Below are 13,396 nucleotides of genomic sequence, written 5' to 3' on the forward strand. Positions count from 1 at the left end.
GCGTGGTCACGCAACAGCCGTGATCACCAGCGCCTGAATGCGGCCTTCGATCGCGCCGTTGCCGAAGCGGCGCGCGAGCGCCGCTGCGGCGTGCTCAGTCGCAGCATCAAGGCCGATACCGCCGCGCGCCTCGATCTCGCCGCGCAGCGGTGAACCTTGGCAAAACCCGATCGCCGGATCGTGCGGCGCGTTCGCGCGGCTTTGCTGCCGGACGGTGTCGATCTCGATCTTGCTGAACCCCGCGGCCAAGAGATCGGCCCGGATGGGGTCTGCCGCGTAGTGGCCATGAGGCGTGCGCGCCAGGAATCGCGGCGGATCGGCCGGGAAAACCTCTGCCAGTGCCTGGGTCACCACGTCGGCGAACTCGTTGGCTTCAATGCGATCCCACACGCTGAACAGGAAACGGCCTCCCGGCTTCAGGACACGATGCGCCTCCGAATAACCCTTGCGCTTGTCGGGGAAGAACATCGCGCCGAACTGGCAGGCGACGACATCGAAGCTTGCTTTGTCGAACGGCAGGTTGAGCGCGTCGGCCTGCCGCCACCTGATATCGGCCCCGTCCGGCATGCGCGATTTCGCCCGTTCGAGCATGGGTTCATTCAGGTCGGTCGCCACGATCCTTGTGTCGCGGCCGAGCGCCGACCACAGCGCACGCGTGACGGCACCGGTGCCCGCGGCCGTCTCAAGCAGGTCGCGCGGGCCGAGTGCCTTGGCGCGTTGCGCTAGGTCGCGTGCGTAGGGTTCAAAAATCATCGGCACGAGCAGCCGGTCATAGAGTTCGGGAATGGAACCGACGAACTCCTTGTCCGACCCTGTCATGGCTGATGCTCCTCGAGAAACGGGGCCGGCGACCGGCTTTCCACAGCGCGGCCCTAGAGTTTTGTGTCCGTTCAGCGTGGACGAAGGTTCGGTGGTTACGAAGAAAAAGGCTGCCGCCCGCGATGGATTGGAGTGACGCGTTCGTCACGCCGGTCACCGGGCGGACCGCCGCACCGTCGCTCAAGAGCGGCTCCCGGCGCCTCTTGACTTTCGCTCCGAACAATCTGATATTTCTGTCATGACAGAAATAACCGCCAAGAAAAAACTCCCCGCCGCCGTCGAGCGCTTCATCCTGCATTGGGGCGACATGGGCGACCAATGGGGCGTCAACCGTTCGGTCAGCCAGATCCACGGGCTGCTCTACCTCGCCGAGGCGCCGATGACTGCGGAAGACATCGCGGACACGCTCGGCATGGCGCGCTCCAACGTCTCCAACTCGATCAAGGAATTGCTGTCCTGGGGATTGATCCGGCGGGTGCCGATTCTTGGCGATCGCCGCGACCATTTCGAGGCCGAGACCGACATCTGGGAGGTCGCGGCGAAGATCGCGGCCGGGCGTAAGGAGCGCGAGATCGATCCCGCGCTTGCGGCGCTACGCGCCTGCGTCTCCGACGCTGCCGACGATCCCGCCATCAGCGCGCTCGCCAGCAAGCGGCTGAAGGAGATGCTGACATTCACCGAGCTGGTCGACCGCTGGTACACGCAGATGCTGAACGTGCCACGGCCGCGCCTGGTCGCGTTGATCAGGCTCGGCGAGAAGATCGTGAGTTTCCTGCCGACAGGCAGAGCCAAATAGGGGCGGCGGCGTAACGGGAGTGTGCGATGGCGTCAGCAAGGATATCGACCTTAAAGACAGCGCCGGCTTCCGATACGAAACTGTTCGACGATCATCGCTTCCGCGCGTTGCTGCCGGACGAGGATTGGGGCCGCCTGCCGGTTGCGATCTGGCGGCGTTTCTCGAAGCGGTTCGAGGACGGCAACACCGTCGTCTATGTCGGCGAGGTCGAGGAAGCCTCGAGCAGCCGCGCCGGCTGGTGGCTGGCACAGGCCGCGCGTCTGATCGGCGGACCACTTCCGACCGGCACCGAGACCGGCGTGCCGATGATCGTCACGGTCACCGAGGACGCCGCGAGCGGCGGTCAGATCTGGACCCGCATCTGCGCGCGCCGCGACGGCTTTCCGCAGGTGATCCATTCCGCCAAGCGCTTTGCCGGGCCGACCGGGCTCGAGGAGTATGTCGGCTTCGGCGTCAGCATGGCGCTGCGGATCGCGGTCGAGCACGAAGCGCTGGTGTTTCACAGCGTCGGCTATTCATTGCAACTCGGTCCGTTTCACCTGCCGCTGCCCGAATGGCTCACGCCCGGCGATCTCACCGTGACTCACTCTGACCTCGGCTGCGGCGACTTCCGCTTCACGCTGGAGATCATCCACCCGCGTTTCGGCCGGCTGATCCGTCAGTCCGCCGTGTTCAGGGAGGCCTCGTCATGACGCCGCTGCTGTGGACTTTGGTCGCCATCCAGATCGCGATGGGCGCCTTCGACACCTTCTATCACCACGAATTCACCGAGCGGCTGGCCTGGCGTCCCTCGCAGCGCCATGAGCTGCAGCTGCACAGCGTGCGGAACATGCTCTATGCGTTGCTATTCCTCGTGCTCGGCTGGCTGGAGGTGCACGGCATTCTTGCGCTCGCCGTCATGGCCGTGCTGGTCGTCGAAGTGGTCATCACGCTGATGGATTTCGTCGAGGAGGATCTGAGCCGGAAGCTGCCGCCGAGCGAGCGGATCAATCATACGCTGCTGGCGATCAACTACGGCGCCATTCTGGTGCTGCTGGTGCCAGTCCTGATCGGCTGGGCGATGCTGCCGACTGCTGTGGTGCAGGCCTCCGCGGGCCTCCTAAGCGTGTTCGCAACGGCTGCGGCCTTCGGCGCCGCGCTGTTCGGTGCGCGCGACTTCGCCGCTGCCAGGCGGCTGGGACGTATGGTCAGCGGGCCGGCCGCCACCCTGGTCGAGAAATTGCCGGCGCCGCAGACCGCGCTCATCACCGGTGCGACCGGTTTCATCGGCAGCCGCCTGGCCGCAAGCCTCACCGCATCAGGCCATCAGGTGATTGCGCTGATCCGCAATCCGGCGAAGGCCGAGATGCTGTCGCCGCCGGTGACGCTGATCACGAGCCTCGACCAGCTGCCTGCCGATAGCAAGATCGACGCCATCGTCAATCTCGCGGGCGAGCCGATCGGTAACGGTCTATGGACTGAAGCCAAGCGCCGCAAGATCATCGCCTCGCGTGTCGACATGACGGCCGAGGTGATCAGGCTGATCGCGCGGCTCGAACGCAAGCCGGCGGTACTGGTGAGCGGGTCTGCGATCGGCTGGTACGGGCTCTGGCAGGACCAGGTGCTGACGGAGTCTGCGAAATCCCATGCCTGCTTCAGTCACGAACTGTGCGAGGCCTGGGAGAATGCGGCGAAGCCAGCCGCCGATCACGGCGTGCGCGTGGCGTATTTGCGGACCGGTCTCGTGGTCGGCACCGATGGCGGCTTCATCACGCGGATGCTGACGCCGTTCGAATTCGGTCTCGGCGGCCCGCTCGGCTCGGGCAAGCAGTGGATGTCATGGATCGAGCGTGACGATCTGGTGCGCCTGATCGCGCATGTGATCGCGAAACTTGAACTATCTGGCCCGATCAACGCGACGGCGCCGATCCCGGTGACCAATACGAAGTTCACCGAGGAGCTGGGGCGGCGCCTGCATCGGCCCGCGATCTTCCGCGTGCCGGCCGCGCTGCTTCGCGCAGTCGGCGGCGACTTCGCCAACGAGCTCCTGCTTGGCGGCCAGCGCGTGCTGCCGAACAAGGCGCTCAGCAACGGCTTTGTGTTCCGGCACGAAACCTTGCGCAGCGCGTTCGATGCGATCTTGTGAGGAGGGCGACATGTCTGATGACGGTTGCCGTGCATTTGGAGGTTGGCTCGCCGGATGCGGAGCCGCAACTGCGGTTCTCTCCGGCGTTGTCCAGACCCTCTTGATGGTCGCATCCGGCGGCGACATCATGAGGCTACTGGGAGGCGCCATCGCGCTTCTGCTTCCCACATTCCTGGTTCTCGTCGTCACATGTGTGCTGACCGCGATTCCCGCAGCGATCGTGATCTGGCTGAGCAAGGAGTTGGAAATCCGATCCGCGGGGTTCTTCGCCGGTGCAGGTGCGGCGATCGGCGCATTGAGCATCACGGTGCTGCTGCGGTCTCCGGCCGTCTGGACATCCGGATTTGTCTGCCTGTTCGCCGCTGCCGGATTTGCCGCGGGCCTGACCTACTGGTTTGTCGTGAGAGAGCTGGAAGCCGCCGAGCATTCCTCGTGATGCCGCTGAGCTATGCTCGCACTACGCCGCTGACGCCACACTCCGGAACGTCGCTGCCAACGTCCGTAATGCGGCGAGCTTCGCGGGATCGCTGACCTTCGAATGCAGCATCACCTTTGAGGTACCAAGCCGCGGCAGCTTGTGCGTGGGCCCGATGTCGATCAGGCCCGGCGGCGCGATGCGGCGGACGAGCGGTGCGACGGCAAGGCCTGCGAGCGCGGCCGCGACCACCGCCGTGACGCCGCCGCCGACGAAGCCTTCGGTCCACGCGATGCCGGCCTTGTCGAGCGAGCGGACGGCGAGGGCGCGCACCCCGCACGGCGGCGCCAGAGTAGCGAGTGGCAGCGCATCGCCGCGCGGCCAGACGAAGCGCTTGGCGGCGAACCAGCCGAATTCGTCTTCAGTCAGTTTCTCGCCGCCACGCCGGCTGCCTTCCTGGCGTACGATCACGGCGTCAAGCTCGCCGCCATCGTAGGCGTCGAGCATCTCGCGCGAGAAGCCGATGGTCACGGCGAGCGCAAGCTGGGAGGCCATTGCGTGCAGGCGCTCCAGCAGCGGCACCAGTTCCGGACCAGCGGCGTGATCGCTGATCCCGAGCGTGAGTTGCTGCCGCGCCGGCTTCTCGCCGGAAAGTGCGCGGTCATGCACCTCGATCAGCGCGCGGGCGTGATGCAGGAACGCCGCGCCATCGGCGGTCAGCCGCACCGCGCGCGGCGAGCGCTCGACCAGCCGCTTGCCGAGCACGGTTTCGAGCCGCTGCAATTTCATGCTGATCGCCGCCTGCGTGGTGCCGAGCGCCTCGGCGGCACGGGTGAAGCCCTGCAGCTCGGCGACGAGGAGGAACGCCTGCACGGTGTCGATATCGAGCGTCGCCGTCATGATCAAGAAACGTTATCATTGCTATCCATCTAGATAAGATACCAACATGATGCGCAAAGGTCTAGCTAGAGGAGGCGCGATTGACCGCGCCAACCGAATTCAAGGAGACCGATCATGCCGCTCATCACCGTCACCTATGCGACCTCCCGCGAGAGGCCGTCGCTGAAGTCCGACATCGCCGCGGCCGTGTCGGACCTGACCGCAGCGATTCTGCACAAGGACCCCAAGGTCACGGCAATCATCGTGAAGTCCGCCGACGCGGCCGACTGGTTCGCCGGCGGCAAGTCGCTCGCCGAGCAGGGGCTCGCGAGCTACTGGCTCGACATCCACGTTACCGAAGGCACCAACACCAAGGACGAGAAGGCGGCCTATCTCGCCGCGCTGTTCAAGCGGATGGGCGAATTGCTCGGGCCGCTCCACACCGAGAGCTACGCCCATGTCGACGAGGTGAAGGGCGATGCCTACGGCTTCGGCGGGCTGACCCAGGAGCGCCGCTACATCGCCGGCAAGCTCGAGGTCGCGTCGCAGAAGGCGGCGTAGGTCCTATGAGGTCGCTTCCGGCAGGCGCGCCGCTATGCCGCCGAACACCTCGGAAAATGCCTGCCGGAGCGCGATGTCGACATCGGCCATCGTGACCGGCAGCCCGAGATCGACCAGCGAGGTCACGCCGTAGCGCGGATCGACCACGCCGCAGGGCACGATCGCCTGGAAGTGCGAGAGGTCGGGCTCGACATTGATCGCGATGCCGTGGAACGAGACCCAGCGGCGCAGCCGCAAGCCGATCGCGGCGATCTTGTCCTCATGTCCCGGCCCCTTGTCCGGACGCCGCACCCAGACCCCGACGCGGTCCTCGCGGCGCTCGCCGCGGACGTTGAAGGCGGCCAGCGTGCGGATGATCCATTCCTCCAGCGAGGCGACATAGGCGCGCACGTCCGGCCGACGCCGCTTCAGGTCGAGCATCACATAGGCAACGCGCTGGCCCGGGCCGTGATAGGTGACCTGGCCGCCGCGGCCGCTCTGGAAGGTCGGAAAGCGCGGCGCCAGCAGATCGTCGGCCTTGCCGCTGGTGCCGGAGGTGTAAAGCGGCGGATGCTCGAGCAGCCACACCAGTTCCGGCGCCGAGCCCTCGGCGATCGCAGCCACCCTTGTGTCCATCGCGGCGAGAGAATCGGGGTAGGGCACCGGACGGTCCGAGATCCGCCATTCGACCGCGTCGCCGCCCGAAGGGCGCGCAAAGGTCGTCAAATCGAGGCTTTGGCGGTCGTTAACCATTGGCTAACTCTAACGTGGTCAGGTGAATCCACAATTTAGTTCCAGTTCGGCGGTTCAGAAGTGCCCACCCTCGATAAAGTCAGCGTCGATCTCATGGTGGTCCTCGGCACGACCACCATGCCGATCCACCAGGTCATGCGGCTGTCCCGCGGCGCCATCATCGAACTGGATGCCACCGAGGCCGACGAGGTCAAGATACTCGCCAACAACCTGCCGGTGGCCAGCGGCGTCGTCCTGGTCGACCGCAACCGGATTGCGGTCGAGGTCAAGCAGATGCTGCCGAAATCTCCCGGGGTTCGCAGCTAATTCATGCATCAAGCGCCTTGTCCCTGCATGCATGATTTGTTACATGGCCCCCTCGATGCGGCGGCGCCCTAGGGTTCCATCCGACATCCTTAGCGCTCGTGGCGGAATTGGTAGACGCGCTGCCTTGAGGTGGCAGTGGGTAACACCGTGGGGGTTCGAGTCCCTCCGAGCGCACCACACCTCAGCTGATCCTTGAAATCGCTGGATTATTCGACGAACTGGCCGCACCGGCCCCGCGCCCCCGGGGCGGGCCCGGCGAGCGCCGGCGGGTGACGTCAAGGCGTCGGTCGATGCGGTCCTGTAACACCGGTCAGGTAGTTTCGCGGATGCATGGCCTCGTGGGCGTGGCGCTGCCGACCGGAGGCCGCCGCTTCTCCCGATCGCGCGGCCGCAAGCCAGCCCCACCCGGAGCCACTGATGATCTTTGCCAGCTACGCCTACCGTATCCTCTCCAACTTCGTGTTCCTGGGGCTGGTCTATTTCACGCTGAACCTGCCGGAAAAATACGAGCAGCGCGCGACGGTCGCGATCCTGGTCCTGGTCTATGCAACGATGCATGCCCTCTCGGGCCTGCGCTCGTTCTATTTCTTCCAGCGAATCGAGCGCCTCGAAGGCGAGACGCGACGGCTGGCGGCCGCGGCCGGCGAGGGGCCGAATGCCGTGGCTTCGCGCAAGCAGATCGTCGCCGACGTCACCGCGCTCAGGCATGCCGGCGAGATCAAATCCTATATCGACATCTTCTTCCTGGCGCTGGTGATCCTGCTCTGCGTCGCCAAGATCGTGGTCAGCTAGGTCGCACGCTAGTCCGGCACGCGCTTGCCGGCCGCCGAGGCCTCGGCGCGCGGGGTACGCTTGGCGACATGGACCGACGCATTGCTCGCGGCCGGCGGCGCGACACGCAGCGGCGCGCCGTGAAGCCGGCCGTGAGCCGCAGCGGGGAGCTGATGCGCGGCCTGCTTCGGTTGCTTGGCCTGGCGCGCTGACATCGTCTGCGCGCGCGATGCGCCAACGCCGGGGACAGCTGCCGCGCGCTGTGCGAGGCGGCGATCGGCCGCCGAGCGGGCCGCCAGCAGGGTCACGTCCAGCGCTTCGGGAATGCGAAACACGTCAGCCGCCGGTATTGGCAATGTCGCGATCGGCGCCGGCCCGGTGAGCTGCGGCTGTGGCCACAGCGTGCGGACGGATGCGCCGACGCGCGCGCGCTGCGCGTGATCGAGGATGTCGGCATCGCGCCAATCCATGTCGGCAAACACCGGCGCCGGCAGCGTCCGCGTCGCGGTGAAGACGAAGTTCGGTATTTTGGGCCAGCGCGTGATCGCGATTGTCTCGGTCGGCGGACGCATGAACCATTGCTGCGGCTCGGTCGGCGTCGCCGGGCGGTCCGCTGTCGCGGGCACGACATGGACGATGCGGTAGCCGCGCTCCTTCAGCGTGTTCAGGATGCGCGGCAGTGCCGCGACGGTGCGCGGCTGGATGTCGTGCAGCAGCAGGATGCCCTTGTGCTTGGCCTCGATCCGCTGGATCGCGAGGTCGTAGACCCGCTGCGGCGAGATGTGGCGCCAGTCGTCAGCCGGGAAGTCGGCGCTCCAGACCTGGATGCCCTGCGACGCCAGATAGGCTTCGGGGATCTCGGCGCGCATCAGGCCGGGGATCCGGAAGAACGGCGCCAGCTTGCTCTTGTCGCCGTTGAGCGCGGCGAGCGTCGAGGCGATGCCGTCGTCGACTTCCTGCCGTACCTTTTCGAGCGGCATCTTGTTCATCGTCAACGGATGATTCTGGCTGTGCGTGCCGACGGTATGTCCGGCGGCGATCAGCTTGCGCACGCCCTCCGGATTGAATCGGGCCTGGGAGCCGATGGTGAAGAAGGTCGCCTTGACGCACTGGCTAGCGAGAATGGCCAGCACCTGGTTGCTGTATTTCGGCAGCGGTCCGTCGTCGAAGGTCAGCACCACCTCGTGATCGGCGAGCGGCAGCGTCTCCGGATACTGCATGGTGCCGATCCGCGGATGCGCGGTGGGATCGACGACGAGGGTCCGCGAAGTGCCGAGTGCGTTGGGGTTACCAGGGCAATCCGCGGCAAGGGCGGCCTGCGGCGTCATGAAGCAGCAGCCCAGCAGCGCCGCGCCGATCACGGTCCGCGACCGCTTCCGGATCATCACCAGGACGTCTGTAATCATCGATCTCGGCTGCATTCCAAACGCACTGACGAATCCTTAAGGACGGCCCCATGAATGCCGCCTTAACGGTCTGTAATCCACCTTGGGTGCCGGGTTCAATGTGTCCGGTCGGACACGGTCTTCATCGCCGCCGGGATGATGTGGACGACGTGATAATTATGCTCCTGCAGGTACCTTAGGAAGGCGGGCAGCATCTCGGCTGTTCGCATTTGCGGGTCATGCAGCAGGATAATTCCCTTGCGATGGCCCTCCAGCCGCCCGGTGAGCAGCTTTAGTTCCTCCTCGGGGGTCATCTTGTTCCAATCGCTGGCCCAGAAATCGGCGCCGAAGACCGCGATACCGCGCTTTTCCATGCGCTCGAGCAGGGCAGGCGTCGACTCGAAATAGGGGAACCGGAAGAACGGCGTGCTCGGGACCGTGCTCGCGGTACCGCGCAGGGCCGTCTGGACTGCTTCGATCCCCCGATTGATGTTCGCCTCGGCCTGATCCGTCGGCATTTTGTTGAGATGCGGATGGTCCCAGCTGTGATAGCCGATGCTGTGGCCGAGGCGTGCGATCTTACGGACCATGTCGGGATGATCGGCCGCATTGCGGCCGACCATGAAGAAGGTGGCCTGCACGCATTCGGTTGCCAGTGCCGTCAGCACCTTGTCGGTGACGCCAGGTGTCGGCCCGTCGTCGAAGGTCAGCACGACCTCGCCATCCCGCAGCGGCAGGGTCTGCGGAAAGCTCTTCTGTCCCACGCGCGGATAGGTCGCGGGGTCGACCTCGAGCACACGCGAGGTGCCGAGCGCGTCTTTGCGCGGGCATTCGGCGGCGTTCGCTGAGCTAATCAGCGCGACAGGTGCGAGCGCGATCAGCGCCGCGACAATGTTCAGGATCGGTCGCGGTGCGCTCGACATCTTTCTCATTGCACTGGGCCCCACCGATTAGGTAATCCGTTCCGCACTCATCAGAGCAGTTTTTCCCCTCCTGTCAAACCGGCGAAACACGGCATGGCCGAGAATATCGACGTTGCCGAACCCGCCGAGGCCGACCCGCTCGCCCGGATGCCGATGCGGGACGAGGAGGGCCAGCTCCGCCCCGAATTCGTCGCTGGCATCACCCGGGCCATCCATGCCGCGGACCGGCCCCTGCTGTGCGAGGTGGTGGCGGAACTGCACGAGGCCGATCTCGGCGACCTGATCGAGGCGCTGGAGCCGGACGACCGCGTCACCTTGGTCGAGATCACCGGCACAGATTTCGACTTCTCGGCGCTCAACGAGGTCGACGAGACGGTCCGCGAGGAGATCCTCGAGGAACTCGAGCCGGAGACTGTTGCCGAGGGCGTCCGCGAGCTCGAATCCGACGACGCCGTCGAGCTGCTGGAGAGCCTCGACGAGGAGGACCAGGAAGAGATCCTGGAGAAGCTGCCGGCGGCCGAACGCGAGGACATCGAGCGCAGCCTGCTGTATCCGGAGAATTCCGCCGGCCGGCGGATGCAGACCGAGTTCATCGCGGTGCCGCCGGACTGGAAAGTCGGGCAGGCGATCGACTACATGCGCGACACGCCCGATTTGCCGGACCGCTTCTACGAGATCTACGTGGTCGACGCCGACAAGCACTTGCTCGGCGCCGTGCCGCTCGACGTGCTGCTGCGCACGCGCCGCCCGATCCCGGTCAAGGACCTGATCGACGAGGACCGTCGCCGGGTCTCCGCGCTGGAGGACCAGGAAGAGGTCGCGCGGATGTTCGGCAAGTACAATCTGGTCGCGGCTCCCGTGGTCGACACCACCGAGCGGCTGGTCGGCGTGATCACCATCGACGACGTCGTCGACGTGATCGAGGAGGAGGCCGACGAGGACCTCAAGGCGCTCGGCGGCGTCACCCATCCCGAAGAGCTGTCCGACACGGTCTGGACCATTGCCCGCGGCCGCTTCAACTGGCTGCTGGTCAATCTTGCCACTGCGTTCCTGGCTTCGTCGGTGCTCGGCCTGTTCGAAGGCCAGCTCGAGAAGATGGTGGCGCTCGCGGTGCTGGCGCCGATCGTGGCGAGCCAGGGCGGCAATGCCGCGACCCAGACCATGACGGTCGCGGTCCGAGCGCTCGCCACCCGCGAGCTCGGTGCGTTCAACGCGACACGGGTGGTGCTGCGCGAGACCATGGTCGGGCTCGTCAACGGCCTCGCCTTCGCCGTCATCACCGGCATCGCCGCGGTGGCCTGGTTCAGGATCCCCGGCCTCGGCATCGTGATCGGGCTTGCGATCATCTGCAACCTGGTCGCCGGCGCGCTCGGCGGCATCCTGATTCCAATGGTGCTGGAACGGGTGCGCGCCGATCCAGCGGTCGCCTCCGGCACCTTCGTCACGACCGTCACCGACGTGGTCGGCTTCTTCTCGTTTCTCGGCATCGCCACGTTGTGGTTCGGGCTGAAATAGCCCGGCGCCTGCGGGCCCGCTTATCGTTAATCGCGCCTTAACGGGGTTGGCGGATGATGCTCCTATCTCCAAAGGGGCCATCACGGGGGCCATCATGCAGCGGTTGCGGCTCAAGGCGGACGGACGGATCGTCGAACTGCGCGACGGGCAGGAAATCCCGCTCGTGCCCGCACATCCGGCCGAGGCGGCGATGCAGCCTTCGGCCGCGCAACCGGCCGTGCGCGATCTGCGCCGCCGGGCCCAGCTCACCCAGCTCGAATTCGCCGCCAAGCTCGGCGTGCCGGTCGAGACCATCCGCAACTGGGAGCAGGGCAAGCGCGCCCCGCGGGGACCCGCCCGCGCGCTGCTCGCGGTGATCGCCCATTCGCCGGAGACGGTGTTCGCCGCACTGTCGAGCGAGCCGACCGCGGCGTGAGCTGATACGGCGCGCTCCGCCGTCATTGTCAGCCAAATTGATCGCGTTCACGCGCCATATTCGCAACCGTCGTCTTGGCGAAAGCCAAGACCCATAACCACCGCATGTGGTGTTGAACGGGATTGTCGCCTCAGCGTCGCGCAACAATTGAGATTTGGGGTAATGGGTCCTGGCTTTCGCCAGGACGACACCGAATGTGCGGCGCAGCCCTTATCCGCAATCGTCGTCCCCGCGAAAGCTGGACCCGTAACCATAGGGGCGTGTTGTTAGAGAGGGCTGTGGCCCCAGCACCGCGCAACAATCGCCTTCGGTGGATATAGGTCCCGGCTTTCGCCGGGCCGGTCGCAACGGGGCCTTCGCTCCCGGCACAATCTCATGGGGCTTGCCAGCAAGGCGGTTTGGCCGCTTTAATCGAACGATTGCAGTACGTTCTTATTTGAAGCGTGGATTTCCCCATGAAGGCCATCGAGCAGATCATTGCCGGCTACGTGTCGCTGAAGAATCGTCAAGCGCTGGAACAGCTCAGAGACCATCGCCAACAACTATTGGACGATGTTCGAACGCACAGCGTTCCCGGTTTCAGGCCATCGGTCGTGAATGAGACTCTCTCCGAGGAGATCGAGCTCATCGAGGGAGCGTTGGCTCGCTTCGACGGCGACGGATAGCTCGCGACCGGGCGTCAAGCCGGCCGGTCATCGTTGTTCTGCGATTGCGACAGACTTCTATTTGGGAGGTACGCATGATCGATCAGAGAACTGCGCCTTATGCTGCCCTTTTGCTCCGCGTTACGCTTGCCGGACTTTTCATTGCCCATCTCTACGGCAAATGCGTGCTCAAGCCGATTAGCCTGTGGTGGAACGGCCTTGCCAAACTCGGTTATCCCGAATGGGTTCTTGCCTACGCTCTAAGCGCCGAATTCGGATCGGCGCTTCTGCTGCTGCTTGGCATCTATACGCGCTGGGTGAGCATCTACACGATCCCCATGATGCTGGGCGCAACCCACTTCTGGATGCTTAGAAAGGGCTATTGGTTCACGGAAGCCGGCTGGGAGATGCCGTTCGTCTGGGCGATCATGCTCGCCGTCCAGGCGCTGCTGGGCGACGGAGCGTTTGCGGTCAAGGTCCCCAAGCTGCCTTGGGAGCGCCGGCTTCTGCCAACGACAGCCTGACGGCTTCGCGAGGGGGGCGCGCGACCGGCGCGGGCCCGCCACGCGGTCACATCCATCAACCGCAGCAAGGCTGCTTGGCTTTCGGCGCGCAGCACGATTGCTGTTCCTGCAGCCATCGGTCGCGCGGCTTGCAACTCGACGGGCGCGCCGAGAGATAGACGCGGATCGCGGCGTCGCCCGTATCCATGCGTTCCGCGCGATAGATTTGTATCGGCCGGACGCCATCGCTGACCTCAAAGGTCAGCTTGGCTTGCGGATCGAAACCGACGGCCTCGTCGACCTTACGGATGATCGCGAGAAACTTCCCGACCGGCATGTGGCCCCGGTTTTCCTCTTCGATGTCCCAGAGCTGAATGAAGGTCTCGCTCCAGCTCTCGGGATTCGCGCCGCAGTCGAGCCCTTTGAATGAGCCGGTTTTGACTTCGGTGACGTGGTAGCTGGAGCGGACATCGCGCCCGTCGTACCTGAAGATCAGCGGCTTCTCCTTGTGCGCCTCGAGGCTGGAAAGGAGGGCGGCAGATGAAAGCTCTTCCACCGCCAGCAGGGCGCCGACGGTCGATCGGGTATTGGCAAGCGTGGTCATGGC

17 protein-coding genes and 1 tRNA gene are annotated in these 13,396 nt (G+C 65.3%); 12 read left to right on the forward strand and 6 right to left on the reverse strand.

From position 1 onward, the window contains the following. Window positions 1-6 precede the first annotated feature (6 nt). Window positions 7-819, reverse strand: a complete 813-nt coding sequence (locus tag BraRD5C2_RS06285) for a class I SAM-dependent methyltransferase (protein WP_223967443.1) — start codon at window positions 817-819, stop codon at window positions 7-9. Between the two features lie 238 nt (window positions 820-1,057). Here BraRD5C2_RS06285 and BraRD5C2_RS06290 point away from each other — a divergent pair, with 238 nt between their 5' ends. The 4 genes from BraRD5C2_RS06290 to BraRD5C2_RS06305 are packed head-to-tail and all read left to right on the forward strand — an operon-like array spanning window position 1,058 to window position 4,176. Then, complete coding sequence (locus BraRD5C2_RS06290; RefSeq protein ID WP_223967444.1) at window positions 1,058-1,615, forward strand: GbsR/MarR family transcriptional regulator; 558 nt, start codon at window positions 1,058-1,060, stop codon at window positions 1,613-1,615. 26 nt (window positions 1,616-1,641) lie between these two features. Continuing rightward, complete coding sequence (locus BraRD5C2_RS06295) at window positions 1,642-2,307, forward strand: DUF4166 domain-containing protein (protein ID WP_223967445.1); 666 nt, start codon at window positions 1,642-1,644, stop codon at window positions 2,305-2,307. Next, a complete protein-coding gene (locus BraRD5C2_RS06300; protein WP_223967446.1) occupies window positions 2,304-3,740 on the forward strand; it encodes a TIGR01777 family oxidoreductase in 1,437 nt (478 codons plus the stop codon). The genes BraRD5C2_RS06295 and BraRD5C2_RS06300 overlap by 4 nt, the downstream gene beginning before the upstream one ends. Before the next feature lie 10 nt (window positions 3,741-3,750). Continuing rightward, window positions 3,751-4,176 carry a hypothetical protein gene (locus BraRD5C2_RS06305; protein ID WP_223967447.1) on the forward strand — a complete coding sequence of 142 codons (426 nt, stop codon included), beginning with the start codon at window positions 3,751-3,753 and terminating at the stop codon, window positions 4,174-4,176. A 21-nt stretch (window positions 4,177-4,197) separates the two neighbouring features. Here the strand turns inward: BraRD5C2_RS06305 and BraRD5C2_RS06310 are convergent, their stop codons facing one another. Next, window positions 4,198-5,055: a LysR family transcriptional regulator gene (locus tag BraRD5C2_RS06310; RefSeq protein WP_223967661.1), complete on the reverse strand. Its 858-nt coding sequence runs from the start codon at window positions 5,053-5,055 to the stop codon at window positions 4,198-4,200. Window positions 5,056-5,169: 114 nt separating this feature from the next. Between BraRD5C2_RS06310 and BraRD5C2_RS06315 the strand changes: the two genes are divergently transcribed. Next, on the forward strand, window positions 5,170-5,595 hold the full coding sequence (locus BraRD5C2_RS06315) for a tautomerase family protein (RefSeq protein WP_223967448.1): 426 nt from the start codon (window positions 5,170-5,172) through the stop codon (window positions 5,593-5,595). Window positions 5,596-5,598: 3 nt separating this feature from the next. Here the strand turns inward: BraRD5C2_RS06315 and lipB are convergent, their stop codons facing one another. Beyond that, complete coding sequence (gene lipB / locus BraRD5C2_RS06320) at window positions 5,599-6,327, reverse strand: lipoyl(octanoyl) transferase LipB (RefSeq protein ID WP_223967449.1); 729 nt, start codon at window positions 6,325-6,327, stop codon at window positions 5,599-5,601. Between the two features lie 60 nt (window positions 6,328-6,387). Between lipB and BraRD5C2_RS06325 the strand changes: the two genes are divergently transcribed. The 3 genes from BraRD5C2_RS06325 to BraRD5C2_RS06335 all read left to right on the forward strand — a co-directional run bounded on the left by BraRD5C2_RS06325 (window position 6,388) and on the right by BraRD5C2_RS06335 (window position 7,425). After that, entirely contained in the window at window positions 6,388-6,633 is a 246-nt protein-coding gene (locus BraRD5C2_RS06325; protein WP_021080574.1) for a FliM/FliN family flagellar motor switch protein, read from the forward strand. A gap of 92 nt (window positions 6,634-6,725) precedes the next feature. Next, window positions 6,726-6,810: transfer RNA gene (locus BraRD5C2_RS06330), tRNA-Leu, on the forward strand. 240 nt (window positions 6,811-7,050) lie between these two features. Continuing rightward, on the forward strand, window positions 7,051-7,425 hold the full coding sequence (locus BraRD5C2_RS06335) for a hypothetical protein (RefSeq protein WP_223967450.1): 375 nt from the start codon (window positions 7,051-7,053) through the stop codon (window positions 7,423-7,425). Window positions 7,426-7,433: 8 nt separating this feature from the next. Here BraRD5C2_RS06335 and BraRD5C2_RS06340 read toward each other — a convergent pair whose 3' ends face one another. Next, a complete protein-coding gene (locus BraRD5C2_RS06340; RefSeq protein ID WP_223967451.1) occupies window positions 7,434-8,810 on the reverse strand; it encodes a polysaccharide deacetylase family protein in 1,377 nt (458 codons plus the stop codon). Between the two features lie 95 nt (window positions 8,811-8,905). Next, entirely contained in the window at window positions 8,906-9,721 is an 816-nt protein-coding gene (locus BraRD5C2_RS06345) for a polysaccharide deacetylase family protein (protein WP_223967452.1), read from the reverse strand. A gap of 84 nt (window positions 9,722-9,805) precedes the next feature. On the opposite strand from BraRD5C2_RS06345, the gene mgtE reads away from it, so the two are divergent. The 4 genes from mgtE to BraRD5C2_RS06365 all read left to right on the forward strand — a co-directional run bounded on the left by mgtE (window position 9,806) and on the right by BraRD5C2_RS06365 (window position 12,810). Further along, entirely contained in the window at window positions 9,806-11,227 is a 1,422-nt protein-coding gene (mgtE, locus tag BraRD5C2_RS06350; protein WP_223967453.1) for a magnesium transporter, read from the forward strand. Window positions 11,228-11,321: 94 nt separating this feature from the next. Beyond that, window positions 11,322-11,642 (forward strand): helix-turn-helix domain-containing protein, encoded by a 321-nt coding sequence (locus tag BraRD5C2_RS06355; RefSeq protein WP_223967454.1) that lies wholly within the window; start codon window positions 11,322-11,324, stop codon window positions 11,640-11,642. 455 nt (window positions 11,643-12,097) lie between these two features. Then, a complete protein-coding gene (locus BraRD5C2_RS06360) occupies window positions 12,098-12,307 on the forward strand; it encodes a hypothetical protein (protein ID WP_223967455.1) in 210 nt (69 codons plus the stop codon). Between the two features lie 74 nt (window positions 12,308-12,381). Continuing rightward, window positions 12,382-12,810 (forward strand): DoxX family protein, encoded by a 429-nt coding sequence (locus BraRD5C2_RS06365; RefSeq protein ID WP_223967456.1) that lies wholly within the window; start codon window positions 12,382-12,384, stop codon window positions 12,808-12,810. 55 nt (window positions 12,811-12,865) lie between these two features. On the opposite strand, the gene BraRD5C2_RS06370 is transcribed toward BraRD5C2_RS06365, so the two are convergent. Beyond that, the gene (locus tag BraRD5C2_RS06370) at window positions 12,866-13,393 is read right to left on the reverse strand and encodes a DUF6428 family protein (RefSeq protein WP_223967457.1); all 528 of its coding nucleotides are present in this window, start codon (window positions 13,391-13,393) and stop codon (window positions 12,866-12,868) included. Window positions 13,394-13,396: the final 3 nt, after the last annotated feature.

The organism is Bradyrhizobium sp. RD5-C2 (assembly GCF_019972155.1).
Lineage (GTDB): Bacteria > Pseudomonadota > Alphaproteobacteria > Rhizobiales > Xanthobacteraceae > Bradyrhizobium.

Coding starts and splice junctions, on each gene's coding strand:
- BraRD5C2_RS06285 (WP_223967443.1), bottom strand. CDS start 819: ATGACAGGGTCGGACAAGGAGTTCGTCGGTTCCATTCCCGAACTCTAT.
- BraRD5C2_RS06290 (WP_223967444.1), top strand. CDS start 1,058: ATGACAGAAATAACCGCCAAGAAAAAACTCCCCGCCGCCGTCGAGCGC.
- BraRD5C2_RS06295 (WP_223967445.1), top strand. CDS start 1,642: ATGGCGTCAGCAAGGATATCGACCTTAAAGACAGCGCCGGCTTCCGAT.
- BraRD5C2_RS06300 (WP_223967446.1), top strand. CDS start 2,304: ATGACGCCGCTGCTGTGGACTTTGGTCGCCATCCAGATCGCGATGGGC.
- BraRD5C2_RS06305 (WP_223967447.1), top strand. CDS start 3,751: ATGTCTGATGACGGTTGCCGTGCATTTGGAGGTTGGCTCGCCGGATGC.
- BraRD5C2_RS06310 (WP_223967661.1), bottom strand. CDS start 5,055: ATGACGGCGACGCTCGATATCGACACCGTGCAGGCGTTCCTCCTCGTC.
- BraRD5C2_RS06315 (WP_223967448.1), top strand. CDS start 5,170: ATGCCGCTCATCACCGTCACCTATGCGACCTCCCGCGAGAGGCCGTCG.
- lipB (WP_223967449.1), bottom strand. CDS start 6,327: ATGGTTAACGACCGCCAAAGCCTCGATTTGACGACCTTTGCGCGCCCT.
- BraRD5C2_RS06335 (WP_223967450.1), top strand. CDS start 7,051: ATGATCTTTGCCAGCTACGCCTACCGTATCCTCTCCAACTTCGTGTTC.
- BraRD5C2_RS06340 (WP_223967451.1), bottom strand. CDS start 8,810: ATGATTACAGACGTCCTGGTGATGATCCGGAAGCGGTCGCGGACCGTG.
- BraRD5C2_RS06345 (WP_223967452.1), bottom strand. CDS start 9,721: ATGAGAAAGATGTCGAGCGCACCGCGACCGATCCTGAACATTGTCGCG.
- mgtE (WP_223967453.1), top strand. CDS start 9,806: ATGGCCGAGAATATCGACGTTGCCGAACCCGCCGAGGCCGACCCGCTC.
- BraRD5C2_RS06355 (WP_223967454.1), top strand. CDS start 11,322: ATGCAGCGGTTGCGGCTCAAGGCGGACGGACGGATCGTCGAACTGCGC.
- BraRD5C2_RS06360 (WP_223967455.1), top strand. CDS start 12,098: ATGAAGGCCATCGAGCAGATCATTGCCGGCTACGTGTCGCTGAAGAAT.
- BraRD5C2_RS06365 (WP_223967456.1), top strand. CDS start 12,382: ATGATCGATCAGAGAACTGCGCCTTATGCTGCCCTTTTGCTCCGCGTT.
- BraRD5C2_RS06370 (WP_223967457.1), bottom strand. CDS start 13,393: ATGACCACGCTTGCCAATACCCGATCGACCGTCGGCGCCCTGCTGGCG.